The 26,833-nt window shown below is 43.9% G+C and carries 14 protein-coding genes; 4 read left to right on the top strand and 10 right to left on the bottom strand.

Annotated features, from left to right (window positions below; translation table 11 throughout):
• Positions 1 to 11: 11 nt before the first annotated feature.
• The 3 genes from SNE26_RS08265 to SNE26_RS08255 are packed head-to-tail and all read right to left on the bottom strand — an operon-like array spanning position 12 to position 5,973.
• Positions 12 to 932 (bottom strand): metallophosphoesterase, encoded by a 921-nt coding sequence (locus SNE26_RS08265; RefSeq protein WP_321558884.1) that lies wholly within the window; start codon positions 930 to 932, stop codon positions 12 to 14.
• Between the two features lie 6 nt (positions 933 to 938).
• Positions 939 to 2,729: a RagB/SusD family nutrient uptake outer membrane protein gene (locus tag SNE26_RS08260; protein ID WP_321558883.1), complete on the bottom strand. Its 1,791-nt coding sequence runs from the start codon at positions 2,727 to 2,729 to the stop codon at positions 939 to 941.
• A gap of 34 nt (positions 2,730 to 2,763) precedes the next feature.
• Positions 2,764 to 5,973: a TonB-dependent receptor gene (locus tag SNE26_RS08255; RefSeq protein WP_321558882.1), complete on the bottom strand. Its 3,210-nt coding sequence runs from the start codon at positions 5,971 to 5,973 to the stop codon at positions 2,764 to 2,766.
• A 177-nt stretch (positions 5,974 to 6,150) separates the two neighbouring features.
• Between SNE26_RS08255 and SNE26_RS08250 the strand changes: the two genes are divergently transcribed.
• On the top strand, positions 6,151 to 6,759 hold the full coding sequence (locus SNE26_RS08250) for a TetR family transcriptional regulator (RefSeq protein WP_321558881.1): 609 nt from the start codon (positions 6,151 to 6,153) through the stop codon (positions 6,757 to 6,759).
• Here SNE26_RS08250 and SNE26_RS08245 read toward each other — a convergent pair.
• Entirely contained in the window at positions 6,745 to 6,990 is a 246-nt protein-coding gene (locus SNE26_RS08245; protein WP_321558880.1) for a hypothetical protein, read from the bottom strand. The two genes, SNE26_RS08250 and SNE26_RS08245, sit on opposite strands and share 15 nt — an antisense overlap.
• A gap of 554 nt (positions 6,991 to 7,544) precedes the next feature.
• Between SNE26_RS08245 and SNE26_RS08240 the strand changes: the two genes are divergently transcribed.
• The 3 genes from SNE26_RS08240 to SNE26_RS08230 all read left to right on the top strand — a co-directional run bounded on the left by SNE26_RS08240 (position 7,545) and on the right by SNE26_RS08230 (position 13,683).
• Complete coding sequence (locus tag SNE26_RS08240; RefSeq protein ID WP_321558879.1) at positions 7,545 to 9,146, top strand: tetratricopeptide repeat protein; 1,602 nt, start codon at positions 7,545 to 7,547, stop codon at positions 9,144 to 9,146.
• A 224-nt stretch (positions 9,147 to 9,370) separates the two neighbouring features.
• Positions 9,371 to 11,371: a DUF4157 domain-containing protein gene (locus SNE26_RS08235; protein ID WP_321558878.1), complete on the top strand. Its 2,001-nt coding sequence runs from the start codon at positions 9,371 to 9,373 to the stop codon at positions 11,369 to 11,371.
• A gap of 275 nt (positions 11,372 to 11,646) precedes the next feature.
• Positions 11,647 to 13,683 (top strand): DUF4157 domain-containing protein, encoded by a 2,037-nt coding sequence (locus SNE26_RS08230; RefSeq protein ID WP_321558877.1) that lies wholly within the window; start codon positions 11,647 to 11,649, stop codon positions 13,681 to 13,683.
• 186 nt (positions 13,684 to 13,869) lie between these two features.
• On the opposite strand, the gene SNE26_RS08225 is transcribed toward SNE26_RS08230, so the two are convergent.
• From SNE26_RS08225 to SNE26_RS08200, 6 genes are read right to left on the bottom strand one after another with little or no spacing between them, the layout of a single operon-like run.
• Positions 13,870 to 15,231, bottom strand: a complete 1,362-nt coding sequence (locus SNE26_RS08225; protein ID WP_321558876.1) for an ATP-binding protein — start codon at positions 15,229 to 15,231, stop codon at positions 13,870 to 13,872.
• On the bottom strand, positions 15,216 to 17,126 hold the full coding sequence (locus SNE26_RS08220; protein WP_321558875.1) for a contractile injection system tape measure protein: 1,911 nt from the start codon (positions 17,124 to 17,126) through the stop codon (positions 15,216 to 15,218). The genes SNE26_RS08225 and SNE26_RS08220 overlap by 16 nt, the downstream gene beginning before the upstream one ends.
• 1 nt (position 17,127) lies before the next feature.
• Positions 17,128 to 18,618 carry a hypothetical protein gene (locus SNE26_RS08215; protein WP_321558874.1) on the bottom strand — a complete coding sequence of 497 codons (1,491 nt, stop codon included), beginning with the start codon at positions 18,616 to 18,618 and terminating at the stop codon, positions 17,128 to 17,130.
• The gene (locus tag SNE26_RS08210; RefSeq protein WP_321558873.1) at positions 18,594 to 21,026 is read right to left on the bottom strand and encodes a hypothetical protein; all 2,433 of its coding nucleotides are present in this window, start codon (positions 21,024 to 21,026) and stop codon (positions 18,594 to 18,596) included. The genes SNE26_RS08215 and SNE26_RS08210 overlap by 25 nt, the downstream gene beginning before the upstream one ends.
• Positions 21,027 to 21,040: 14 nt before the next feature.
• Positions 21,041 to 22,978, bottom strand: coding sequence for a tail fiber domain-containing protein (locus tag SNE26_RS08205; RefSeq protein ID WP_321558872.1), 1,938 nt, complete (start codon positions 22,976 to 22,978; stop codon positions 21,041 to 21,043).
• Positions 22,979 to 22,989: 11 nt separating this feature from the next.
• On the bottom strand, positions 22,990 to 26,826 hold the full coding sequence (locus SNE26_RS08200; RefSeq protein WP_321558871.1) for a baseplate J/gp47 family protein: 3,837 nt from the start codon (positions 26,824 to 26,826) through the stop codon (positions 22,990 to 22,992).
• Positions 26,827 to 26,833 lie beyond the last annotated feature (7 nt).

Genomic DNA, 26,833 nt, shown 5'->3' with positions numbered 1-26,833 from the left:
TGTTTTTTTATTTAAAAAGTGTGCGGATAGTATTCATTCTCCACAGTGCCATCTGCGTAAAGTTTCAGGATGGCATATCCCGGCGGAGTTTCCAGGTAATAGCCCGGACCGGCCGATTCGGCATCTCCTTTACCCCACCAAAAACCGCTCATTGCGCCGTTACAGCAGTACAGTATATCATTGTAAACCGTATGATCCGACAGGTGGTTATGGCCGCTCAGGCAGATCCTTACTTTATCTTTATGTTTATAAAACAGGTCTTTCAACTTTTTACAGTCTGAGTGGCCGCCGCCCACCAGTACCTGTGTGGTACCCAGGATGGGATAATGCGACATTAGCAGGGTTGGCGTTCCGGCAGGTAGTTTTTCCAGGTCCTGCTGCAGCCAGGCGTACTGTTCGGCATCCAGCGAAATATTGCTGTTATTGCCATCCAGGATAATGAAATGCCAGTTCTTTTTGCTGAAGCTGTAATAACGGTTCGGGATTTTGAGGCGTTTTACCACGTAATCTTTTCCGAACATTTCATCGGTTTTTACCGGGGCTTTCCACCAGGGGTCATGATTGCCTATGCAGCTGTATACTTCATATTTGCTTAACAATTGCAGGCAGTCATCCCATATACCCCATTGTTCGGTAACCTGGTTCCGCACTACATTATCGTACGAGGCATCGTTGATCGAGTCGCCGCCGTTTAAAAAGAAATCGGGCTTGTATTTGCTGACGACCTGCTTTAAGCAGTTCTTAAACCTATCGGGGGCGTTATCACCGGCCCTGATGTGAACGTCAGTAATATGAGCTACCGTCAACACCGGTTTGCCTTTGCTTCTTTTTTCTGCCGGCGATAAAGCCATGGCGGGCATGGCGCCGGTGGCTGCCACACCCGCAGCTATGCCTGCAGCGGCCTTTAGTAATGCTCTTCTTTTTATTTCCATGGGATGTTACCAGCCAAAAATTTGTTTCAAATTAGGGTTCAATACAACCTGCTGCTGCGGGATAGGGCGATAGTAAAATTTCGGCTCCTCAAAAGTCCTTACAACATTTTCGGTTACGATGTTACCGCCGCTGTTCCCGTTTTTCAGGTAAACCGTAGCATCGGTGCCAATGGTTCCGGCACGATAGTATACCAGTTTTACGCCGAGCGGGTTTTTCTCTTTCTGTTCTTCGGCCGGAATGGTAGCTGCCCTGTCAATCAAAATGATGTCATCTACGCCATCTCCGGTCAAATCATATTTACCCAAACCTTTAAAGTACATACCTTCAGGGCTTTTAATAAGCAGTTTACCAACCTTCCAGCGCATCAAATCATCAAACCTTAAATTTTCAAAGGCGAACTCCACCCTGCGCTCACGCCTGATCTCGAGGATAACACCTATGTTGGATGTTACATTCGGGTATTGCAATTTCAAAGCCGGATCGGGATTAGCATTCGCCACGGCGAGGTTAAGATCAGGCAAACCGGCCCTCCTCCTTAATAAATTAAGCGATTGATCTAACTGGCTTTGGGTTAAAGTACCCAACTCGGCCAAAGCCTCGGCATAAGTAAGCAATATTTCCGCATAGCGATATACCGGGAAATCCACGCCATTCAGTGTATTGTTATCCGTGCTGTTTACATAGCCTTTTAGCTGGTGATAACCGGTAAAATTTTTATTTAAACGCTGGATATAAGGCGTTGCATCAGGAACCCGTACCCAACCTGGATAAACCATAGTTTGCGACATGCGCGGATCGCGGTTTTTAAATTCCTCAACAAATCCCATCTGCGCGTAATTGGCAACATCAGTAAAACGGCTTCCGTCTTTCATGAGGTAGGTCTGAATCAGATCTTTAGCAGGCGCCTGCTCGTAATCGCCAAATACGGTTGAGTTAACGTTTTGGCCTTTGCCTTTTGTTAAATCAAAAATATTGGCCAGGATCACTTCGCTGTTGCCGGTAAGGTCCTGGCTCGAAAATAAAGCCGCGTAATCCTGCTCTGGCTTTCCTGTATTGTAAATCGTGAATTTACCGCTGGCGATAATCTCACCGGCAACCCTCGCGGCAGTTTGCAGGAAGGTATTAGCAGATTCTTTTAAACCCAATTCGTCATGATATTTGCGATACGTGCCTTCATACAGCGCAGCGCGGGCGTACAAAGTAGCCACCGCCCATTTACCCGGCGTACCGGTTGGTACACTTTCCCTTACGTTTTTATAAGCAAAGTCCAGGTCAGCCATAATACTATCAGCAACCAGCTTGCGCGGGTCACGGCCTTTATACAGGTCTTTATCCGCAGGGTCTAAAGTGCCCGAATACCATGGCACATCAGAAAAACGCTTTACTTTATCCAGGTAAAATTCAGCTCTATAGTACCTGGCCAAACCTGCATAATGATTTTTAATGGTCTGGGTAACCTGGGCCTTTGAATAATTTTCGAGTAAATAATTGATGTTGCGCAATCTTGTCCAGCTCCATCCGGTGGTGATGTTTTGTGAGTTGGCGCTTCCAACCATAATATTTTTTACTTCAACGGCTGCTGTGGTGGCAACGTTATCGGAGCTCTGATCATTAAGGTAGGTACCACGGTCGGGTTGGGATAATAAACCGTTTACGTATAAAGCCAGGTCCTCCTCGGTATTAAAAAAAAGATTGGGCGAAATGGAAGTTTGGGGAAAACGGTCGAGCCCTCCCTTTTTGCAGGCCGCAAGGGTGCTTACTGCCGCAATAACTAATATATATAGATACTTTTTCATTTTACTTTGATTTGAAATGTAATGAAACATCAGGTTAAAAGTCCAGGTTTAAACCCAAAGCATACCTGCGCTGGTAAGGATATGCCCAGGCGCTTGGCCCCTGGTTAACAGCCTCCGGATCGATATATTTTTTAATGGCCGAAAACTCATACAGGTTCTCGCCGGTGGCGTAGAAACGCAGGCGGCTCACGCCGATCTTCTTAGTCCATTTAGCCGGGATGGTATAACCAATTGATACGTTTTTGATGCGCAGGTAAGCGCCGTTCAACAGGTATTTGGTTTGCGGGATATCCAAACCACTGCCATAATTGGCATCGGCAAGCCATGATTGTAATACAGGATATTCTGAATTGGTATTGGCATCGGCAAGGCCGGCGGCAATATAAGAAGCGGAGTGCTTAGCCCTTTGCTCCGGCGAATCTGCCGCACCACGATAGTAGTTCAAATTCCAGGGGTATACGTTGGCATAAGGCTGTTGGTACGGGCCCCAGAACAGGTAATGATGCGGATAGAAATCTCTTTTCAAAACACCCTGAAGGAATACGGCCAGGTCAATGCCACGCCAGTCCATATTGATATTAGCCCCAACAGTATAGCGATCTGTACTGTTACCTATTATTTTTAAATCCTTAGGATTTTTAGTGCTTAAGCCTGTTTCTATCTTTCCGTTTCCGTCAAGGTCCTTGTATTTAGGCCAGCCTTCTACGATAGATAAAGCGCCCCATGGAACAATCGCCGATTCATCAAGAGCGGCAATTTCTTCTTTGCTGCGGAACAAACCGTCGTTTTGAAGTCCCCAAATCTCGCCGATATCCTGCCCTACGCGATAATTGGAAAACAAACCCTGGTCGTTTTTAAATTTAGTGATCTTAGATCTTGAATCGGCAATGAATATTTTAGCATCAAAGTTGAATGGTTTTGAACCAAGCTCAAACCTATCCCGATATGATATTGATAACTCCCAGCCTTTGGTGCGCAGATCGGCAGCGTTTTGGCGTGGCACCCCGGTGCCCAATACGCCCGGAAGTTCCTGGCCGGCGGTCAGCATTCCCTTGGTATCGCGGATGTAGTAATCAAAAGTAAACGACAACTTATCATTCAACAAACCGATATCGGTACCAAAGTTACGGGTTGAAACCCTCTCCCAGGTATATGTTTGCGGGTCAACATTCAGGCCGGGTGCGCCTGTAATGATCTGGTTTTGGCCGGCACCTCCAATCAGGTAACCCGAAGTTCCTGTTGCAAGCGACTGGATATAACCAAAGTCGCCCACGTTCTGGTTGCCAAGATCGCCGTACGATGAGCGCAGTTTAAATGTTGACACAGCAGGTGCCAGCGGTTTAAAAAAGTTTTCGCCGCTTACTATCCATGCTGCAGAAGCCGAAGGGAAAAAGCCCCATCTTTTTGAAACCGGGAAACGTGACGAACCATCGTACCTTCCGGTAGCCTCAAGGATATATCTATTTTTAAAAGTATAGTTCAACCTTGAAAATACACTATTTGTGGCGTATGCCGAGTAGCCGCCGCTTGCAGTAGCCGTACCGCTGGTAAGCGATAAATACGGTAATGAAGAAGAGATCAGTACATCTTTACCCGCATTAACGGTAGAGTAGCTGTAATCTTCACTGTTAAAACCCACCATGGCGCTAAAAAAATGATCGCCCAATGTTTTTTTGTAGGTTGAGTATACGTTAAAAGCGTTGTTATATAAATAACCGTTGCCTTCGCTTACCGATCCTGTCCCGCCTTCTTCCCTGATATCATTCGGGCCGTAACCAATTTTATATTTTTTTGTGTCGGTATGTGTCTTCCACAGCTCTCTTTTAAATGAAGCGTCGGCATTCACCTGCAAGTCGCCATTTAGAAATAAAGCGGCGGCGCTGGTAATATTCTGAAAACCGAACATATTTTGGAGGCTGTTGCCGCCATCAGTAAGCTTAGCAGCCAACCTGCCGGCCGATGTATTTGCCCATGTACCGTCGGGGTTGGTAGCCACATCGGTAGGCATCAGGTAGTACAAATCGGTTATGCTTGAGTTTGGCAGCGCGCGTTTGGTTTGATAGATGCTCAGGTTATTATCAATCTTTAGCCATGAAACAGGCGAAAAACCCACTTTAGATCTCAGCCCGTAGCGGCTCCAGTAATCATCGGTAAGTTTGTTTAAGCCGTTATCCTTAGTATAATCGGCAGAAAGATAATACGTAAGCGGCTTATTGTTTACAGTGGCGCCGCCCGAGAATGTTAAGGTGTGGCTTTGAGATGAACTGGCGTTATTGAAGAAATATTTATACCAGTCGTTACTCCCCATGTATTCCCATTTGGTTGGGTCTGTTGGATTAAGGCGGGTATCGGCAATTGATGGGTTATCCGATCTTTCTTTTGCCCAGCGGTAATACTCGTCAGAGTAGTTGACATAATCCCACGGGGTATTATCGGTAGAGGTTTCCAGTACCCTCGAAAAAATATAAGGGTCGGTTACGGGTTTTGGCAGCAAGGTTGGTTTAGCCCATGATGTATAAGTGTTATAGCTGATGGTATTATGGCCTGCAATGCCTTGCCTGGTGGTTACAAGGATCACACCAAATGCCGCCCTTGCGCCATAAATAGCCGCAGACGCTGCATCGCGGAGTACCGTGAACGACGTAATATCAGAGGGGGTTAACCTTAGCAGGTCGTCATTGCTTGTTGCCGGGATACCATCGATAACGATCAGGGGCGAACCGCCGTTAATTGACGTATAGCCCCTGATATTAATGGTTGGCACTGTACCAGGCGCACCACCCGGATAGGTGATATTTAAACCCGGGCTCAGGCCCTGTAAACCCTGAATTACGTTAGCAAGCGGCCTTGATTCCAGTTGCTTTCCGGAAATCTGGTCGATGGCGCCGGCGATGTTGATCTTTTTCTTGGTACCAAAGCCTACCACTACAACTTCGTTCAGGTTGGCGAAGTCATCTGATAAGGAAACGTCAATTTTCGTTCTCCCGTTCAGCGGGGTTTCTACGGGCTTATATCCCATAAATGAAAAAACCAGCACGGCATCTGGTTTCAAATCGGTAAGCGTATATGCACCATTTTTGTTTGTGGCGATACGCAAATTTGTGCCCTTTACATTAATGTTTACACCGGGCAGCGTCTCTTTTGTTTTTGCATCAGATACTACACCGTTTACGGTGATTCCCTGGGCAAAGCCGCTGCTTATGGTAAACAGGAGCAGGAAGATCCAAAGTAGCTTTTTTTTCATTTGCTTGATAGTTATTTTTAATTAGACGAGGGTTTAAACCGCCGACTAAATTCCCTATCCGATATTAATACGAAGTTAAGCAGGGATTAATAAATTGATTGAACAGTCAATCAATTTATTAATAATTTGATTATGCAGATTTCTTTTTAGTAGTTTGCAACAAAATCGCTACAAAAGATGGGTCGCAAAAGTCTTAAGGAAACAAGACAACTGGAAATAATCAAGATGTTTTATGAAGTGGCTAAAAAGGAAGGCTACGAAAATACCTCGATAGCTAAAATTGCCAAGGTTATGGATATTAACCCGAGTTTGATTTTACATTATTTTGCAACCAAGGAAGACCTCACCTACGCACTTATCGATCATATCCTGGAAAGTTACTTATTGATATACACTGTTAAAGATAAAGATCAGGCAACTTTAGAAAACCTGCAGCGTACTGTTGAAATGCTGTTTTCGAAAGAGTGGAACCTGCTTTTTGACGACGGGCTTTTCTACACTTTTTATGCCCTGGCTTTCCGCGAGGAAAAGATCAAATCGAAATACAAGGTCATCCTCGATTCATTGCGTCAAGGTTTGGCGGCGATTATTGAACAATGCAACGAAAAAGGGCTAACCACAATTAAGGCCCCGCAAACAGCCGCCGACTTTATTTTTGTATTAGTTGATGGTGCTTATTTCTATCTCTCACTGGAGAATGACATGGCAGCCTACATCCAAAGATTGAACTTTTACAAACAAAAAGCTTATGAGTTTTTAGAGATCCCTCAATTAACGGTTGCGTAACTGCCGGCCCAAAGCATACATACCAATAAACATCCACAGTACATTTGCAGCTGCGTTGGGAAGGTCCTGCGAATTAACGGCTGTTGCTGCCAGGCACAGGCCGCCAAGAATATTTAACATCTGAAACAGCCATGATTCGGCTTTAAGTACCTTTAAGCTTAATAAAAGGTAGCCGAGTGTACATAAAACTACGCCAAGCCAACCTATACTGGTAGAAATAAATTTTGACATATAAATCAATAACCTACTAAATTGAGTTGAGGTGTACAAAAATGCGTTAATAAATTTAATTTAAACACGACATCTGAAGATTCCGGTGTTTGATCATTTTACTCTGAAGTTGAAAAGCAACAGCTCCATGACAGCTTGATTATTCTATTAACCTTATTGCAAGCGCACTTTAAACACTACCGGGCGAACCGGGGACCCGGAATCGTGTGGTCAGTGACTCCGGAAAATCCATTAAATCATGGAAGTCAACCAGTTGCAGTTTAGTTTACCGAGTTCTACGAACAAGAGATATGCTATTTTGTATGGTGAGATGGTTTAGCAAAACATTATTGTTCCTGGGTTTTGCCCCCCTGCTGCTATATCATGGCATTACGCCGCACCACCATGCAGATGAGGACGGCACACTTCCTAAACACGCGGGGCATCACCCGCTTGAGCGCGTAAGAATCGAGTACATTTTGTTTTGTTTTATTTTACCGTAAAGAGCTTACGCTCAGCATAGGGGATTTGCCGGTTTAAGGCTATATTTGGTATAAAACATAGTAAAAAAACAGATGCGGGATAATACAATGCATATTGTTGAACACAATACTTCCTTTTCCGATTCATTGCTTTGGAAAATCCATCGCGACTATTATACAAACGCCGGCATAAAGGCCTGGCGGGATGGCGATGTGCCGCACTATATCACTAATAATTCGGCCGTGGCTGCTGCCTATGCCGAACTTATATTTGCTTTCCTCCGTGACCGTGTACGGCTTTTTCCCGCTCAAAAAGAGACCATCTATTTGCTTGAACTGGGAACCGGATCCGGGCGATTGGCCTATCACCTGCTAACACGCCTGGAAACGCTATGCGAAGGTGCAGCCTTTGAGGTGCCGCCCTTCACTTATATCATGAGCGACCTATCCGCTAACAATATTGCCTTTTGGAAAAATCATCCTAAACTTAAAAAATTCACCGACAAAAACTGGCTCGATTTTGCTTTTTTTGATGTGAAATGTACTACAGAGCTTAACCTGCAAATGCAGGGGCTGACTCTAAAAAAAGGTCATCTGCAAACACCGTTGCTGGTAATAGCAAACTACCTTTGGGACAGCGTACCACAGGATCTTTTTTACATTACCGGACGCAACGTTTACGATGGAGAAACAGTACTTTCCGTTCCCGAACCGCATGACGATACCTCTACTCCAACCCAGTTGATGCAACAAATTGAGGTAACTTACCACAGTAAACTTACAGACGCGGCCACACGATACGCCGAAAAAGAATTAAACCTCCTTTTAGATCATTACCGCCAAAACATCAAAGATTCGTGGGTATTGTTCCCTCACATTGCCATTGGCTGCCTTGAACGTTTACACCGTCTTTCTGCCGAAGGTTTTTTGCTGATCTCGGCCGATAAGGGAAGACATCAAATACAGGACCTGGACGACAAAATGCCACCCCAGATTATTAAACATGCCGGCGGTTTTTCTTTAAATGTCAACTTTCACGCTATCGACACATATTTTACGGCGCAAGGGGCGTTGTCGCTCACTACCCGTCAAAATCATCAATCAATTAGTATATGCACCTTATTGGCGCTTAAGGTACCTGAAGATTACGCCGAAACAAAATCAGCTTTTCGTAACCAGGTGGAGCGTTTCGGCCCCGATGACTTTTTTCGCCTGAAAAGGCATTTTGTAGATAACTGCTACGATATGAACCTGATGCAAATGGAATCCTGCATCAGGCTATCGTGCTTTGACACCAATATATTTAAAAATCTTTTGCCGTGTTTGCTGTACATAGCCGAAGAAGCCAAACCCGATGAGATAGCTAATTTTAAATTACTTTTATACGAGGTTTGGAACAATTATTACAGCATGGGCGAGGAAGGCGATTTAGCTTTTGATATCGGTTCGGTATTTTATCAGCTTTGCTGCTATCAGGATGCTTTGTTTTTCTTCGGGCACTCGTTGGAGGCACATCCGCCGGATACTGCGGTGCTTTACAATATCGCCGGGTGTTATTACGTACTCAAGAATGATGAACAGGCCTTGAAATTTATTGCCCGAACGTTTGCTTTAGACCCTAACCATAAGGGTGCCGCCAGCCTTATAGAATCCATGTTAAAGCAAACTCAGCCCGGTGTAGCACCAGGGGCATAAAATCAGTTTATTTTTGACAAAAAATACAGGAAACGATTTATTTGACTGCGAAACAATAACTTCCCAAAAAAGCTGATCTAATTTTTTAAATTGCCCTAAGCTAAAGCATTTCCATAAACCTCCGCATGAACAGAGAAACGAAAGCCGTTAAAGAACAACCATCGCATTTAGCGGTTAAGGATAGCAGCAAGGCAGCCAAAGGTTTCGCTGCCGTAACCCGGTTTATGCACCCGGATAAATCAGGCCAAACCCCGGGCAACGCTCTACCCGCCCAGCTAAAAAGCGGCGTGGAAGCGCTTTCGGGCCTGCCAATGGATGACGTGCGCGTTAGCTACAACTCACCGGCACCCGCCCGCGTAGGTGCGCTGGCTTATGCCAAAGGCAACCAGATACATATCGGCCCCGGTGAGGAACAGCACTTACCGCACGAAGCCTGGCATGTTGTACAGCAAAAGCAGGGCCGTGTTAAACCCACTTTACAGGCCAAAGGGCTTGCTATAAATGATAACCCTGCGCTTGAAGCAGAAGCGGATATGATGGGGCAGCGTGCGGCGCAGCTGAAAACGGCAGGCGATTTACACGTAACGCCGCTTTATAATCCGGTTTCGCAATATGCGGGTGTAGTACAGCGCAAAATAGGCCTTGAATTTCAGGCAGTTAATAGTATTTTTTTAGGGAATATAACTGAAAATAAGGAGCGTTTAGGAGGAATTAAGGGTGAGTTTAACGTAGAGGGTGATGACTTTGCCGACGGTAACAAACCTCTGGATTTAGAAATTGTGACAGAAGCGGTTGACGAAAACCCTGCCGGGCGTGAACAGCTTATGAAAACCATGGTTAATATAGTGAAGTTTTTAAGCCAGATAGAAGATAATTTACCTTTAGAAAAAATTAAGGGTTTAGACTGGGAAGAAAAAATTTCTGAAAGATTTGAGGCTAATGTGACCATTAAATTTGCTGCAGAGATGGCAGAAAATGAAAGAACCAAACCTGCAGAAAAAGAAATAGTAGATCCCACGCCCCCGGATGTCGATGCCGATTTCGATTTCGATGTCGTTTTCGGTAAATACGAAGAACTTAAAGATCAAGCAGATAAATCACGGAAAGAGAAAGAACAAGTAGAAGCTGAAAGAGAAAAAAAGAGGGTAGAATTGCCCCAAAAGTATAAAGAAGATTTGTTAGAAATTCCAAAGTTTATTGTAGACAAAAGCGGAAAAATGTTCTCTCCTCAAGCTACTGTGGGTGTAAAGTTTGAAAATGTAGTTGATTTGATTGAGCATTTAACCAGCGCCCCCCTTAAAACCGGAGGTATTGAAGAAGCTTCCAGTGCTACTGAAACAAAAGATGAGGAAAAAAAAATATCGGAGCCACAAAAGCATGCAAATCTTATTGGATGGGGCGGCGGCCCAGTTCGTAAACCATTTAAACTAACATCCAGGCAGGGCCTGGAGCAAGCAAAAAGCAATATGGGGATAACATCGACCAAAGTTAGAGGAATTGCTGCAATTGCTTATGGCTTAGCAAAGAACCACGAAAATCCGGATATTAACGTGATTGGGGATCCTATGCCGACAAGGGATACAAAGGACCCTAAGGACATTAAGTCAACAGAAGCGCCGAAGTCGGCGAAGCGGCAGCAGGCTTACATAAAAGACATGATGCCTTTTATGTTGAGGACCGGTCTTTGGCCGTTTATTAACAATCTTAACCCAAGTGAAATATTAGAATTAAAGCAATTACTTATCGACGACACTTTAAATTTAAAAGTTACGCCAATTCCCAACAAAGATGACATAGCCCCCGATAACGTACCTACTGTTAAAGCAATACTTCTTGATTTGATCAAGAAAAAAGAGACGCCGGAACATAGACAAGATGAAGAGGACAAGGAGGAACAGAAAGACGTAAGCGACCTACTGCAAGATGAAGAGGTGGCGGGCTACGGCGAAATAAGAATTGGTGAGACCATGAAAAAAAAATATAAAATGAAGAGCCTCGATGATATTGGCCCTTCGCAGGCAGGCCCGGGGTCGCCCGTTGAAAAGATACGGCAGGGAGCAATTATCGAATTGAGAAAATTAGGTAGCCGAATGCCGATAGGCGGGCTTATAAATTACGCCCTGGCTGTTTTTGACCTTATTCATGCTATACATCATCCCGGTTTATCTTCAGAGCCATCGCCGGCAGTATCCTCGTCGGCATCTGTATCATCTTCTTCCTTGTAACTGCTTGTCAAATTACGTTCCTGCGGAATGTATCATTTGAACCGGGATGTTCAATTATAGGATGTTATTTTTTATAAAACCCAATATCGCGTGATTATCATGCAATGCATCAGCTAATTTCATTTAGTTACCTAAATGTTATGCACACAATAGTTATTGCACCGGGCAGTTTTATCGTGCTGTTTTAAATTACGATATACCAGGGCGGCACACCCGGATCAGCGGGAAAACAGAATTGTTTTTTAAATTGCACTAAAGTATCCCATAATAATCACATGAACAGGGAAAAGAAAGTCGTAAAAGAAGAATCATCGCATTTGCCGGCCGAAGGTGGCAATAAGGCAGCCAAAGGCTTTGCCGCGGTAACCCAGTTTATGCAGCGGGATAAATCCAGCCAAACTACAGGCAATACCTTACCCCCCCGGCTAAAAAGCAGCGTGGAGCATCTTTCTGGTGTGCCGCTGGATGATGTAAAAGTTAATTATAACTCGGCCGAACCGGCACAAGCAGGTGCCCTTGCTTTTGCTAAAGGTAATCAGATCCACGTGGGGCCGGGTCAGGAACAGCACTTACCGCACGAAGCCTGGCACGTTGTACAGCAAAAGCAGGGCCGTGTTAAACCCACTTTACAGGCCAAAGGGCTTGCTATAAATGATAACCCTGCGCTTGAAGCAGAAGCGGATATGATGGGGCAAAAAGCCATACAACTAAAAACAGCGCGGCAGCTACCGGTAACCATACCTAACCACCTCCCCTTGCCAACAACAGATGTTATACAAAGAAAGATAGGGTTCGAATTTCAGGCTTATGACAGTATTATTTTTGAAAATTTAAAAGAAATTAAACAAACTGCAACATTAGGTACCGACAAAGAAAAATTATTTGACGTGATAGCCGATGGCGGTGCAGACAACCTGCCTGAATTAGAATTCAAAACAAAACCCGTTGACGAAACCAAAGATGGCCGCGGCGAACTGGTGCGAATTATAAAAAGGATAACCTCATTTTTAAATGAAGTGACGGATGGCGGCGAAGTAATGGGCATAGAAACAGTTAAATGGGATCCGGATTATGAAGTGGCACCCATAATGAAGCTGATTATGGAAGTTTTGCAACAGGACAGCGATGAGAAAAAAGAGGAAAACAAAGCTATAAGTTTGGGGGAAAAAGCCGGAGAGGATACCAGTGATGATGATGACGATGATGACGATGATGACGATGATGACGATGATGATGATGAGCATGAAGGAGAAAAAGTGCATAAAGTAGAAGTAGAACATAAAAAAGAACCAGTTGAGCAAAATGCCCTGGAAACATTTCGTATAAAAGGAAGTAAACATTTCCATCCGCAGGCAACAATCGGGGTGAAATTTGAAAAGATTGCCCAATTGATTGATTATTTAACCAAGGCGCCGTTTAAAACATTTGATGATGACAAAATGGCTATCGAAACAAAACATAGCGACGAAGTGGCACTGGGTACCGGTACGGCTTCAGAAGCGAAAAACGAAATGCTACGAACACCAATCACGGAAATAAACAGGAGTGCCCCTTCAGCGTTGGTAAATTTGTTTGGCTGGAGTGGAAAAGAAGACCAAAGGGCATTTAAAGATGCATGGGCCACTGCGCAGCGTGAGGCCAGGAGTGAAATTAAATCAGGGTCAGAAAAAACAATAAGTTTCGCAGCAATGTTATACGGTTTTGCCCAAAATATAACGAGCGAAGTAAAGCCGGCTGATGGCGGATATTTTAAATACTGGATGCCGTTTATGCTTCGAAATGGCTTGCTCCCTTTTTATAATTCTTTGTCTCCGGAGGAGAAAGAAGAAATAGATGCCCTAACAGGATTAGACAGACGGGTTATTCCCGACGGCTTAACCGAGGAAAGGAATATTAGCGGATCCGATAGTTATAAAACTGTTACCATTCAAACTATTTTAACATTCTTAAAAAGGAATGTAGATCTGTTTCAAAAGACCGTTGTGAGTGGTTATGGAAAAATTAACCCTGAAAATTATATGTTTTGGGGAGATATGAAAGCTATTGGCGACATCGGCGATTCTGAGACTGAAAAAAGCCCGGAAAAGATAAGACAAGGCGCTATTATCGAGCTACGAAAATTAGGTAATAATGTTCCACCGGAAAAGCTTGAAGAATTTGCGCTTGCCGTTTTTGACCTGGTTATGTTGATAAACTCGTCCGGTACCCCCGCAAGCACTTCAACATCTTCAACATCCTCATCATCGTCGCACACGTCAACGTCATCCAGTTCCTCTTCGCTGCCATCCCCAACTCTCCCGGCTACTGATTAAAACAAACCGCATTAAATTAAAGCAAACATTGTTTTCCAACCTGCTATGCCAAAACATCTTCGATGTCCGCACCGGACAAAGCGAGGTCAGCAAAAGCTGGTAGCCATCCGGTCATCCACATTGCCCCCTGCAATGCCTTAACCGCTTGTAGAAACAGTGTTTTTTTGTAATTATCGACACGATACTTCAAATAATTTTCCCCTCTTTTTGCAACTCCCTACGTATGCCGTCGTCAATATCTTTTGCGGTAATAAAAATGGCGTTATTCTTCACAGCTTTCAGGCAGCAATAGCGCACCACGTTAACTATGGAGCCCCCCGAAAGTGCATATTTTTCGGCCAGCAACTGTAATTCCACTTCCTTTGCAGGCTGCATTCCTTCGGAGAAGGCATTTTTCCAAAGTAAATACCGCTCATCCGCACCCGGAACAGGGAAATAGATCAGGGATTGAAACCTCCTTAAAAAAGCCTTATCAATATTATCTTTTAAGTTAGATGCCAATATAACCATACCATTATGATCTTCTATCCGCTGAAGCAGGTAAGCAACTTCCTGGTTGGCAAAACGATCATTCGAGCTGTTTACATCCGTACGCTTGCCAAAAAGTGCGTCGGCCTCATCAAAAAACAGTATCCAATCCTTACTCTCGGCCCTATCAAAAACTCTGGCAAGGTTCTTCTCCGTTTCGCCCACATAGCGCGATACGATAAGCGAAATATCAATACGGTACACTTCGTTGCCTGTCGCTTTACCAAGTAATGCGGCTGTAAGGGTTTTCCCGGTACCCGGCGGACCATAAAATAATGTTTTGTACCCTGGCTTTAAACGTTTTTGTAGTCCCTGCAAACTTAACACATCTTTTCCATGCCTAATCCAATCCAGTACTTCTTCAACGCCTTCCCTGCTGGCGGTAGCGAGCACAACATCATCCCAATCAAGGCCTGTTGTTAGCAATTTTGCGGGGAAGCTTTCACTATACATTGGTTTTTTATGCGTGCCTGTGATAAGGGGGCCAATATAGTCGTCCTGCACGTGTAAAAGGGAGTTAAAAAAAGAGTGCTCATTATGTGCATCCTTCAGTTCAATAACCCCCAGTTTAATGAGCAACTCATCAGGATCAAACAGCTGATGATATTGAAAGCGCAGCTGAAGGTTGTTTCCTGCCAACAAAAACAGCGCCGTTTGAACTGTGGGGATAAAGTTGTTTGCAGTTGCCGAGCTTATGCCGCCAAACTCCGAAAATTTTTTATCGTAAGTAATATTTTTGGCAAAAAAAGCGTCAAGTAGTTCGGGCTTTATGCCGGGTGCAATGGCCAGTGCAAGCAATACACGCTGTGGAAATGATAATTCATTAGCCATAATAAAGGCAGGATAGGGCCCGTCCTCCGCATTTATTGCAGGTGGCAGTATTTCAGTTATAGATTTGTTTGAGGTATTTTCGTTAAAATACAAGCGTAAGCGAAGATCAATGATCTGCCTCAGCCACTCCATTTCTAACGTTAAAAACGCTGCGTTTTTTTCTATTACCGATTTTAGCTTAGCTGCCATTCTACAAAAATTAAATTGTCCATCCACGGGAGTTTAACAATTTGGTTTGACCATGGCAACCTATCTACAAGGATGTCATAGGTTTCTCTTTTTACCTGTAGCAGCCAATTTCCATCGCGCGTGCTTAAAATCCCTTCGCGTTGCAGGTAGGCCTGCCGCAGGCCTTCAACCGACAAGGTTTTCCACATTGGTGCATTAGCTATCACAGCTGCAAGTAAGTGATCTGCTTCATCAAATTCGTGCTGCATAATCTCCATCTGAATGTCTACCGGTTCAAACAAATCCATACCGCATAATAATTTATTCAGTGGAAGAAAAGGTTCAAAAGGTTGGCTATCGGGGCCCATGGCAAGATATTGGAGCAAAAGGCAGGCCTTGTACTGATCCAAACGGTCTGTAAAAACATTGTCGGTTGTAAGCCCCAGTTTTGAAAAAAAACGTGAAAGAAAAGGCCAAAGCAAAATTAGCCCGGCATGATGGATGTAGAGCTTATCGGTATCGTTAAAAGAATTGATGACCTGTGCCAAACCCGCCTGGTATGCTTCTTCCTCCCGGGATTGACCGGCATTTGTTACCGTAGTGTTTTGCTCTGGTATTTGTTGGTTCAATTGCCTGTTAACCGTTGCCGCTATATCTTGCGTTGGCGCCTGTTCATCCAATTGTCTATCTGTCTTCATCGTCGCATTTTGCGGTGAAGTTTGTTGGGCAGACTTGTTGTCATCAGCCGTCACCGGTAGTTGCGCCGGGCCAATTTGTTGATCTGGTTTTATATCGGGGGGCGTAACCGGTTTTTCCTGTCGCCTAATTTGTCCGTTTTCGGTTAAATCAATAAACAAGACCGGAGGCGCTATTCTATACTTTACCAATTCCTGTTTAAGCAATGTCCTGATTTCATTTAAAAGCCTTTGAATGTTAGCGATTATAGCTCGCGGGGTATCGCCGTCCTGCGTGGCAATGATGGTGTTGCCCGGATTGTTTGCCGCGGTACCTGCTATCAGCAAGGCGAGTGTTTCTGTTAGCTGTTGCGAATAAGCTTTCCCTAAGTTTTCTACTGCCATTGCTAAGTTGCGCACGCTCCTATTGTAAAAAAACATTAACTCAGCATACAGTTCATTCTTATCCTTTTCATTTATCAGTATGGCTTCATTTTTATTAAATCCTTCAAAAAAAAGCTTTATTACCGGCGATATGCCTCCTCCAGATAGCCGGCTGTTTTGCGAAGCGTTTGTAAATAAAGCTATCCAACATTTTTCCCGGAAGTATCTTTCATTTTGACCCGCGCTCAGGGCCTTGTATAAGTACCGGTAATTTTTTTCAGCAGCCTTGTTGGGCGGGTCGAGTTTCTCAATTATCAGAAAAAGCAAATCATCAGTGCATGTGTAAATTAAGCGCTTAAGCGATACCATTTCAACAGCAACACGGTCAAACAGTTCACGATAGCTGACTGAGGGCTGAGTTAATAAATCTCTTATCGCCTTTTCAAACATAGCCGGCTCAGTTTTTTTAGCCCACCACGGAAAGGCACCGGTTTGAAGAAAATAAGCGACAAGCTCAAAATCTGCCCCCCGCACGATGGGCAAATCCTGATCAGTTGCCACAACGGGAGTTGGTGTACTGATTAACGCCGGTTTACCCATGCGTAACTGTTCCTCCATACTTGTCTCCAATAAATGCTGCAGGTTATCTGCGTATATCAAACCAAGGTCAATTTCCCAGCGGTCTATCCGGTTCGTTTTATCAGGATCGCCTAATGTGTCAAGGTAGCTGCCAATTATCGGCATCAGCTTATCTTTTAATATTTTTGATACATTATTTTGGATCAGCTCAGCATCAAGCCGGTCATCAATTTGAAGGTCAAGTAGTTGCCTTTTTATCACATGACTTTGTTGTACCATATCAGATGCTTACCTTTACGGTATCTATAATTACAGAAAAACCGGTGGTAGATTTAGTAGCTGTTACCTCGAATGACGCTGTATCTGCTAAAGGGCCAACGGGCAACAGCGCCATATCCTTTTCTGCTTCGTTGTTTTGGTTACATGTATCAACAACAAACAAGCTTTTTGCAAACGTCCTATTACCTTTTAAATCAATTTTCTCCGTTTTATATAGCCGTTCAATCACATTGGCGCTGACACGGGTATTACCAATGCCATAATTGCGGTGGTAAAACACGGGAGGATCAATCATTTCTTTAGTGCCGGGATTGCGCAGCTGGTATAATATACCACGTTGCGGCTGATCTAAACGGATAGCCTTATCGCCCGAGCCGGTAACACTCACCACGCTCAGCTTTTTATTTTCATCAGGATAAACCGGTATTATTACTTGTGAAGTCAATTGACCGGTATGTGATGCGTCCGATAGTTTTTGTGCTGTGACAACTATAACCATATCCTCTTTTGCGGGTATATTTAAAAGAATATCAAACGTATCGCCGTCGCCGACAAACCAATTACTTAAAAGATTATCTGGTGGCAACAATGGTTCGTCGGAGTCTATTGCCTCCAGTTTTAACTGGTATTTTACTGATTTTTGTGTATTACCAAGTCTCAATCCTACCTTACTCCCGTAATCAGCAGCACCGGTTTGAGTTTTAGATTTTTGCATAAACCAATCCAACGGTAAATTAAGGTCGGGCATTACGCTTATGGTGGTAACCTTTAACAAAACACCCGACAATCCGGTGTTTTCATCAAAAACGGCTACGCTGAGTTCCATATCCTCCCGCAGTCCGTATATTGTTTCAAGCCGGATGTCGGCATCGTTACCTAATACCAGGGGGCTTATGCGAACCGCAATTATTTCATCGGCTCCTGTAGTTTTAACGGCAGGATAGGGTGTGGTTTCAAGCTCCTGTTTGTTGTCAATGCACATTAACTGAGAAACAGATAACGCTTCGCCTGATTTGGTATAATAGATAATGGAATAATTGGCGTTCTTTTGCGCATTTTTTACAATCAATACCGCTTTATCACCATAATTTAACAGGTTCCTCCCGGCCACAACTTCGAGCCCCGTGTTTACACCAACCCGTATATTGGCCCCCTGTAGCAGGACGCAGCTATTTTGCGGCGAATATATTTTAGTGGCAAGTACCCTGAACGCATGCACCTGGTTTATCAGCAAACCGGTTTTAAGTATCAGATCTGACCGGCTATCTGTATGCAGCCCTTCGCCGGGATTGTTTATGTCTTCAAAAACGCGGTATAATACGTCAGGCTGGCTGTTACTAACTATCAGCTCTGCTGCATTATTGTAAAACACCACATCACTAACCGCTTTTACCGGCAGGTCAAATAATGGATAGGTGCCGCCTATCGGGTCTAAGAGCATATCAAGCAGGGTGTTCCGCGCTCCTCTTAATAGGTAATTTTCTTCGGCCATTGTAAAAATGTGCTAAGTTCTTTTAATTCGCCAAGGAAAATCCGGAAAACATTTTCAAACCGGTTTAGCGCGTCATCATCCATCCATTTAATATAAACGGTTAAATGAGCGGGTGTTTCTTCGCGAATGGTTGTTTCAATAAATTCCCTGAACTTGCTGTCTTTAAACCTCCTGTTGCTGTCGGCAAATACAAATGTAAGCTGAAAAGAGTAAGGATCGGGTATTGGGGATGTTTGCTTAGCAAACGCGAATATAGTTGAGTTAATATCGTTGCGTTTCCACAACAACGCCGGTTCGTTATTTTTTTTGCGCTGCGCAATCGTATCCTGATCATAACCAGCCATTATCCGGAAACTGTCTACAAGAACCTCCGATACCGTATATTCTGTTTCTATGCCCTTGTCGGCTATTACAATCACATCTCTATTTTGCAACCCATGCACTGCGGACTCGCAAATAACAAAACCCTCAGTATCTTTTTTAAACCCAGAGAAACTATGGGTATCCATAAAGCGATCAAGGATCGTTTTATCTGAAAGCATCGGACGTAGTAAGATATGCTCTATCATATGAAAACCGTCCCGGTTATCTGTTAAGCTTCCCTTTGTATAATCCAATATTCCCAATTTTCCCGCTATCCGTTTTTCCAGTCCTGATATATTGTCATTTCCCCATGTTAGCTGTGAATAATTGAACCCCTTCCCTCTTTGGGCACTTATGACCGGATAGTTATAAAGAAAATTCAATTTGCTTTTTATCAATACATTTTTATATAGTTCCAACCTTTTTTTTTCCTGTACTATAGCATCCTTTTCCTTTGTATTTGGCGAGGGAAAACTATCGTTTAACCATACGGAGAAATCATTTAGGCTTTCGCCGAACCTGGCGAGCAGGTGATTTAAAAAACGGTCTTTACGTTCAAGCGCCTGCGCTGGTGCCTCGGTTAAAATGGCCATATTTTCATCGTTATAACCGGGGTTTAATAACTCTTCTACGCCGGGTATTTTGCCAACCAGCGATTGATGAAAATAAGTGTGAATATCATGATTATCAAAGGCAAAGAGGTTTTTTATTCCTGCTGCCTGCTGAAAATAATTAGCCAGTATTTGTTCAAAAAATAACAAATAAGCTTTAAGCTGTTTTGCCTGTGCCTTTCTTAATGGCGGCGCCGACCCTGGCAAGCCAATTTCGCCGATGCCATAAATTTCGGGGAAATGATTCTGGATAGAATAATAGCCGCCAATGTTGCGCACATCTGGTGTATCGGGTATAATATCCCTTTCATTTTGTGGCAGCTCCGTAAAAGCGCCGGTATTTCTCAATTGCATCAAATAATCTGATACAGCTTCTTTATTGATGTTAAGCGCATGTCCGTTTTTCTGAAATTTTAAGGTATCCAGGCAAGCATCTTCGTCAAGTACGGGAAAGCGGTTAATATCCAGGCTGATTGCCCAATTGTTCTCCTGTTCCTGGCTTGTTACTCTCATCCAAAGCTCATCGGTCACTCTAACATCAGGTTCGCTCATTATTTCGCGGATCAGATCTGAAGCATATAGTTTTGACCGGCGGGACAACTGTTTTAGCTCATCATCATCAATAAAGCCGTGGTGAAGTGCAGGCCCGTCCATAATTTCATCTATTGCTTTACCTTTGGCCAACATTTGGGATAAAGTATAAAATTTAACGGCAGGCGAAACCCAATCTGCGATGCGGTATAAAATATTAGCAGCCAAAACATTAACATCTTTGGTACTGCCTATTTCAATATTGCCCCTAAGCGTAACCCTATCCTCCTCCATTACCTTTATATCATCAAAGTCTTCACACAGGTTACGGCATTCATATAAGCGGGCACATACTTTATTTAATAGTTCGGTATTTGATGCATTTCGGCTTGTTTTAGCAATCAACACCCGGTATAAGCCCTTGATTTTAACCTGGCTCAATGAGTTTGAGCTATGACCTTTCAATTGCTTTTCGCCTTGGTGCAACGAGAGCGTGTTCTTTTGGGGGTCAAAATAAATGGCTGGCTGCGGGTTATCTATTTTTTCAACCCAGGCGTTTTTTACGCCCGGTATGTCCAATAACATTTTCCTTAAATCGGCTAAGGTAACCGGGTTAACGGTAAGAATGGTGGCCGGGCTGTACAGGCTGCCATATGTGTGCCCATCAGGTTTAGCAAGCAGTTCCCGGGCATCAAAACTAATGCGATAACTTAAATCGGTAAGGGCGTAGCAAAGTTGATCTAAAATGGTAACACCCGGATCATGTGTATTATAGTCAGTCCAGGTGCTACCTGCAAGCCGCTGCAAATAACTGATACCCTCTTCACGGAGCGTATCAAAATCGAGCCCGGGAGATTCGGGTGCCTCGCTATTTAGCGTTACAGAGCGGTTAAGGATATCCATCGTGCGGCCAAATCTCAGTTTTTTAAATTTTCTATGGTGCTTAGGCGCAGTTCAAAATCTGCCAGCATTGCTTCTAATATCTGGTTTTTAGCTTTCAGTTGTTCATTTTCAATTTTAAGCTGTTGTGTGGCGCTTATGTTAAGCACAAACAGGCGGTTATAATCAAGCATTTTGAAATCATCTACTTGTTTACCGTAAACCAGCGCATCCTTGTATTCATCGGCCTGGCCTTCAATAGTAAAGCTATACTCACCGGTTACGGTTACCACTTTTTCTTTTTCTCCTGATGAGGTAAGGAGTTTCAGCGTATTGTTATTTTGCAGCCCGTGCGGCTTACCCATTGTAAAGGTAACGGTATTACCTGCTCCTGTCACGTTTTCGGCGGCCGCGTAAATATCGGGTACAAACTCCTGTTTGCTTAACACGGCTTCCGGGAATACCTCTTCTACCTGTTGGGCTATCAGGCCTTTTACCGGTTGATTGTCTGTTTTTTGGGAGTCGATATGTTGATAGTTGGTTACCTGTAAATTACACAATATGTCAAGGTCGGCCACATTGTTAGTACTTGTTAAATTTTTTTTGATCCGGAGATCAGATGTTACCCTAACCGTACCGTTTATCCTGATGTCGCCAAAAAAATCAACCGATTGATCAGCCGTGAGATAAAGAAGCTTTTTATATCTTGGCAGTATGGGCTGTAAAGGGGCCTCTCTCCCATCATAATTATAAAACATAAAACCACCGGGGCCTCTTCCGCTATTGTTGATAAAGGTGGTTTCCCCGGTTCCGTTGTTAACGTTCCAGTTCATATATCCGCCTTGTTGTTTTGAATAAAACTCACTTACTATGGGTCCCCCTTCAAAATAAACAGTGCCGTGAACATCCAACTTCACAGGCGGCCTATCGTTTGCTTCTCTTACCCCTATGTTTACGCGTCCGGTTGCCTGAATATTTCCGTCGGCCTGGATATCTCCCTTCGTGCTGATAAGCCCTTTAGCATCAATAGCTCCATCAGCGTGAATATTTACTTTTGTGCTAATGAGCCCATTAGCATCAATAGCACCGCCTGCATGAATATTTCCATCGGTGCTAATAACCCCTTTGGCCTCAACAGCACCACCAACAATTACCTTATCTTTCACGCTCACAACGTTAGCCTCTACAGCACCACCAACAATTACCTTATCTTTCACGGTAATAACATTTGCCTCTACAGCACCACCAGCAGTTACCTTATCTCTCGCGATAATAACATTAGCTTCAACAGCACCATCGGCAGTTACCTTATCTCTCACGCTGATAACATTTGCCTCTACAGCACCACCGGCAGTTACCTTATCTCTCACGATAATAACATTAGCTTCAACAGCACCACCGGCAATTACCTTATCTCTCACACTGATAACGTTAGCCTCAACAGCACCACCGGCAGTTACCTTATCTCTCGCGACAATAACGTTAGCCTCAACAACACCATCAGCATGAATATTTGCTTTTGTGTTAATAAGCCCGTTAGCATTAATGTCGGCCATGGTACTAATAGTACCGGTGACGTCAATAGCACCTTTAATATGCATTTCTCCGGCTACATCAAGCCTGGCTTTGGGCATTTTATTTCCAATGCCCACGTTGCCTGTTGCTTCGTCTATAAACAGACGGCTTTCGCCTCCGGCGTTGGCAATATTAAACCCTGGGTTAGCGGGCGCGTCGGCCGGGGCCGGGTTTAAATTAATTTTCCAGGCAGGCGGTTGCTTAGGATCAAATGATTTGGATAAAGACAGCAGTTCCTGCGTATCACCCACGGCCATAATGGTTAGCGGATCGCCCGGAGTTCTTTTAACTCCATCATCAAGCTGATTAATGCCCGATTCGATCAAGTCTTCGAAGTCGGCTTGGGTGGGGATACAGTTGGCTTTGAAACGAGCTTTCAGATCTACTTTATTCTTTATCATGACTTCCTTTTTTATGTAATTATTAGGTTGGGGGGTATTATAAAATCGTTGGCAACTTCCATATAACCAATTCCAATCATCGAATCGGGAGAAAAATCGTCGTCCTTAAGGAGCGTTATTTCGTGATGAGGGGCTGATATCAGGACCACATCCGGACTTTCGGGCTCGTCATTTCCCGAACCGCCGTCCGTCCGGTTTATATCTATAAAAGGGCCGCCATTTATACTTTGCGATAACCTGATGGTAGCCACGTGATCGATGTACGGTTTTTTTGCAATAAAATTGACAACGACGTTGTTGTACATTCGTCCGCCAATGATGATATCGGCATCATCGTTATACGCCCATGGCGACAGGAATTTTTTAAGATCGGCTTCTAATTGGGTCAAATAAAATTCTTCGTTAAACCCTTCCCGTATTCTCACCCTTGTTTTAATCTTCAACGTTACATAAACAGCGTTCCTTACTTTAACGGTTGCAAAAGGCGGAATACGTTCGTTGAGATATTCGGTTATTGAAAGCAGCAGGCCTGGGTGTACTTTTGGCTGAAACTGATCAAAGGCAAACTTCCCTTTGATATTGGGCAGTACAATTATATCTACCTTACCCATATCAGCCGGCTGCGCCGAATAATTTCCGGGCATACATTTTACTTTGTATATCTCGGGAAATTGCTGCAATACCAGCCGTTCATAGTCCCAAAGCGTAAGCGCCCGGTTTTTATGCCTTAAGCGCTCGCTAACACGGTTATAAAATTGTTGATCTGTTTCCCCGGGCCTCCCTTGTGCCGAAGCGAAGGGCTGTTCCAGCCTTTTTATACCTGGAGTAATTTCGGCCAGGCCCTTTATGCTTCCTGGTCCCAATAAATTCACAAAGTGATCGGCAGCATTGCCCTGATCGATAAATATTGCACCAGCGCTTTGTGCAATAATGTCTATTGCATCGGGCATGGCAGCGGTTTGCTCATTTACCGCGGCCCTTAGCCAGTAAAGGCCTTCGCCCAATAATGTGTTTTGATTGGTGATACCTGCAGGAAGTTTCAATTCAATAATACCGCTGTTAACCAAGCCATTGGTGGTATCAGATACAATAGTTGATTGCGGCAACGCCACCCATCGGTTATCGGTAAGAAAACTCCAGGATACGGCGGGCTGAACCAGTTCAGGGTCTGCGGTTCCTTCGGCAAGTTGAAACAATAATGATAGGTTTTGTTGCCTGTTGAGGTTTGTTAAACCAATATAAAGTTCGCCGGCATAATTTAAAGTTGGAATTAAACGGCCACCGGCGACCGCTAACTTTGAATAACCAAAGGCATTAATGCTGTACAAACATCCCGTACTACTTTCCTTTGCTGCAAAAATTTCGAACGAGGTGGTATATCCTGCGCTTAGTCGTTTTAGCCTGGGCGTGTATGGCATATTTAAAACGGCTGTCCTTTTAACATCATCGGCGTAGGCCAGCATTTGTATTGCCTGGAGCGAAGGATAAGCAGCGTGGTTAAAATCATCCATCAATTCAAGGATGAAATACCTTTTTTGGTTAACTATTGCTTCCTGGTTATTAAATTCTGTAGCGGGTAGATCGACGTAGTTATCGGGTACGATTACCGGTTTGCCTTTTTCAAAAAGTTTAACTTCACCAAGGCTCAATGGGTTTCCATTGCTCACCAGTTTAAGCTCAGCTTTAAAATGATCGTTCCCTGTAATTTCTTTGTTCGATCCGTTCAGTTCCTGGTCATATACTTTTCTATAGGTTTCGTAGTAGGTTTTAAACGATAAAGGAGCGTTCATCCACTCAAAGTTTAGTGTTAATGAGTTGATGGGCGCGGCTACCAGTTCGGGGTGCGAAAAATAAAGCCGGTCGCCGGATAGCGGTGCCGGGCCAAAAGGTTGAAACGGATTTTTGGAATCAAGCCACGAGATATCGTTTTGAAGTGAGAACGACTTGATACCGCTAACCGTAATATCCGCCTTTACTTTTTCAATAAACATACTGTTAAAAAGCCCGTACCACTTTTTGAACTGTTGTGCGCTATCAGTTACCGCACCGCCGGCCAATACCATTACTATCGCCGGGTCAGTAACTTTTAAGTTCAATATCTGCCCGGCTATGGCGTTGTCTGTAAGCACCAACGGCGCTGATGCGTCGAGATCGAGCTTAATACATAAGGTATTGCTTTTAACGGTTTCGTCGCCGGCATCAGGTAAGGAATCTGTCAGGGACGCATCTCTTCCAAAGCGTGCCGGGTCGTCAAACTGAAGATGGGCGCTATATATTTCATTCCAACTTTCGGCTCTGCCCATAAAAAAACGGAATGGACATGGTTGTTTTTTATCTTCAAGTGCTTGTTTTAATTGACTGGCTTTTAATTGATCAATGGGTTTGAATGAAATGCAAAGATCGATTTTACAGCTCCCTTCGCTTAATGCAAAGCGCGGCGACGAAATTGCTAAACCTAAAGCCGGTTCTATTGTATTGGCGGCATGAGGATTGGGTTCGCCAAACATGCGGAAGCGACCGGGCGGCCCATCAGGCCTGTCCGCCTTCACGTCGGCTGATGCTAAAATGCCAAGCCATTCTGTATCTGCCGGAATTTCAGGCAGAATACCTCTTTTTTGTAAAGTAGTTTCAAGTATCACATACGCTGTCGCCCAATCCGGATTCTTTGTATCTTTTTTCGCGATGAGGTTTGCAAGCCAAATAAAATCGTCTGCCGGCAACAGCAGTTTTCCTTGCACATATAAACCTGCCTCGGTCTTTTCGTCGCTATTATTTGTTTGCAGGTATTCCTTAATCTGTAAAAATCCTGTCTCGGTTACAGTTTTGCCTTTAAATTTAGGTAAACGCTCATCGGCACCAGCTAATATCAACTCAATGAACTTAAATCCAGACGCATCGCCTTCAAGTTCCATCCGTTTTACATGAAGTTGCTGTCGCCTGTAAGCTCCGGTGAGCCAGGTTGATATTATATCAGCGTTTTGCCCTCCAACGTTATCTGTAACAAAATCAACTATCCCGTTAAGTTCGGAGCTTTTTAGCTGATATTTTATGGCCTCAGCTTTAACCACATCGTTTTTAATACTTTTATCCCTGTTCAGAAAAAGGTCGGGGTTAAAGGTATCATACCCGAGTGCCATATTCAGCATCGCCCTAACTGAAGCCAACACATCCTTTTCGGTCCATTTTTCCTTCAGCGAAATGAATTTTTTTTCGACGAAGACCGACTTGATCCTGGCTACAGTGGCTTTGGTTATTAGTGTATCTTTCTGTATCTTATATACCAGATCTTTGCCAAGCGTATCTTTACCGGCGTTTACAGCCGTTCCTTTTTCCAGCAGCAATTCCTCAACATCATTGCTTAATTCAATAATGATATTCACCACATCAGGAATCGGCTTCTTTCGGCTTAAGCCCAGTAACTCACCGTAATAAAGATCAAGGTGTTTTTTTGTAAATTGGTTTAACTGTGTTTTTATCGTTTCCAGCAGCTTCAAAAAAGCAACAAACAATGCCAGGTGCGGGTTAGCGTACACTTTGGCTTTTTCGGGCTGTTGTGCCGCAAATAGTTCAGGATCATTAATATAAATAAGCAGATCGGCAAGCCATTTGTCCTGTGGCAACCCTTGTGCAGCGCCACCGGTTAAAAATGCCCCCCAGTTAGTTGAAGACTCATTATCTGTATTATAAAAACGCAGGTAATGGGCAAAATCCCTGGCAAATACAATAAAATCGCCGAGGCTACGATCCTCAATATTGATATAGGCAGGGTCAAGTTCGGCCATCAGCCTCTGCGACTGGCTAACGCCATCTCTGTATAAAAGCTTTTTCGGGTTTAATTCGCCTATCATACAACCG

Source organism: Mucilaginibacter sp. cycad4, assembly GCF_034263275.1.
Taxonomy (GTDB): domain Bacteria; phylum Bacteroidota; class Bacteroidia; order Sphingobacteriales; family Sphingobacteriaceae; genus Mucilaginibacter.
Note: the sequence above shows the minus strand (reverse complement) of the source record. Positions and strands in the feature narration are given on the sequence as shown.

What these genes read in the sequence shown, in the direction of transcription:
- SNE26_RS08265 (WP_321558884.1), bottom strand. Translation starts at nt 932, where the DNA reads ATGGAAATAAAAAGAAGAGCATTACTAAAGGCCGCTGCAGGCATAGCT.
- SNE26_RS08260 (WP_321558883.1), bottom strand. Translation starts at nt 2,729, where the DNA reads ATGAAAAAGTATCTATATATATTAGTTATTGCGGCAGTAAGCACCCTT.
- SNE26_RS08255 (WP_321558882.1), bottom strand. Translation starts at nt 5,973, where the DNA reads ATGAAAAAAAAGCTACTTTGGATCTTCCTGCTCCTGTTTACCATAAGC.
- SNE26_RS08250 (WP_321558881.1), top strand. Translation starts at nt 6,151, where the DNA reads ATGGGTCGCAAAAGTCTTAAGGAAACAAGACAACTGGAAATAATCAAG.
- SNE26_RS08245 (WP_321558880.1), bottom strand. Translation starts at nt 6,990, where the DNA reads ATGTCAAAATTTATTTCTACCAGTATAGGTTGGCTTGGCGTAGTTTTA.
- SNE26_RS08240 (WP_321558879.1), top strand. Translation starts at nt 7,545, where the DNA reads ATGCGGGATAATACAATGCATATTGTTGAACACAATACTTCCTTTTCC.
- SNE26_RS08235 (WP_321558878.1), top strand. Translation starts at nt 9,371, where the DNA reads ATGCACCCGGATAAATCAGGCCAAACCCCGGGCAACGCTCTACCCGCC.
- SNE26_RS08230 (WP_321558877.1), top strand. Translation starts at nt 11,647, where the DNA reads ATGAACAGGGAAAAGAAAGTCGTAAAAGAAGAATCATCGCATTTGCCG.
- SNE26_RS08225 (WP_321558876.1), bottom strand. Translation starts at nt 15,231, where the DNA reads ATGGCAGCTAAGCTAAAATCGGTAATAGAAAAAAACGCAGCGTTTTTA.
- SNE26_RS08220 (WP_321558875.1), bottom strand. Translation starts at nt 17,126, where the DNA reads ATGGTACAACAAAGTCATGTGATAAAAAGGCAACTACTTGACCTTCAA.
- SNE26_RS08215 (WP_321558874.1), bottom strand. Translation starts at nt 18,618, where the DNA reads ATGGCCGAAGAAAATTACCTATTAAGAGGAGCGCGGAACACCCTGCTT.
- SNE26_RS08210 (WP_321558873.1), bottom strand. Translation starts at nt 21,026, where the DNA reads ATGGATATCCTTAACCGCTCTGTAACGCTAAATAGCGAGGCACCCGAA.
- SNE26_RS08205 (WP_321558872.1), bottom strand. Translation starts at nt 22,978, where the DNA reads ATGATAAAGAATAAAGTAGATCTGAAAGCTCGTTTCAAAGCCAACTGT.
- SNE26_RS08200 (WP_321558871.1), bottom strand. Translation starts at nt 26,826, where the DNA reads ATGATAGGCGAATTAAACCCGAAAAAGCTTTTATACAGAGATGGCGTT.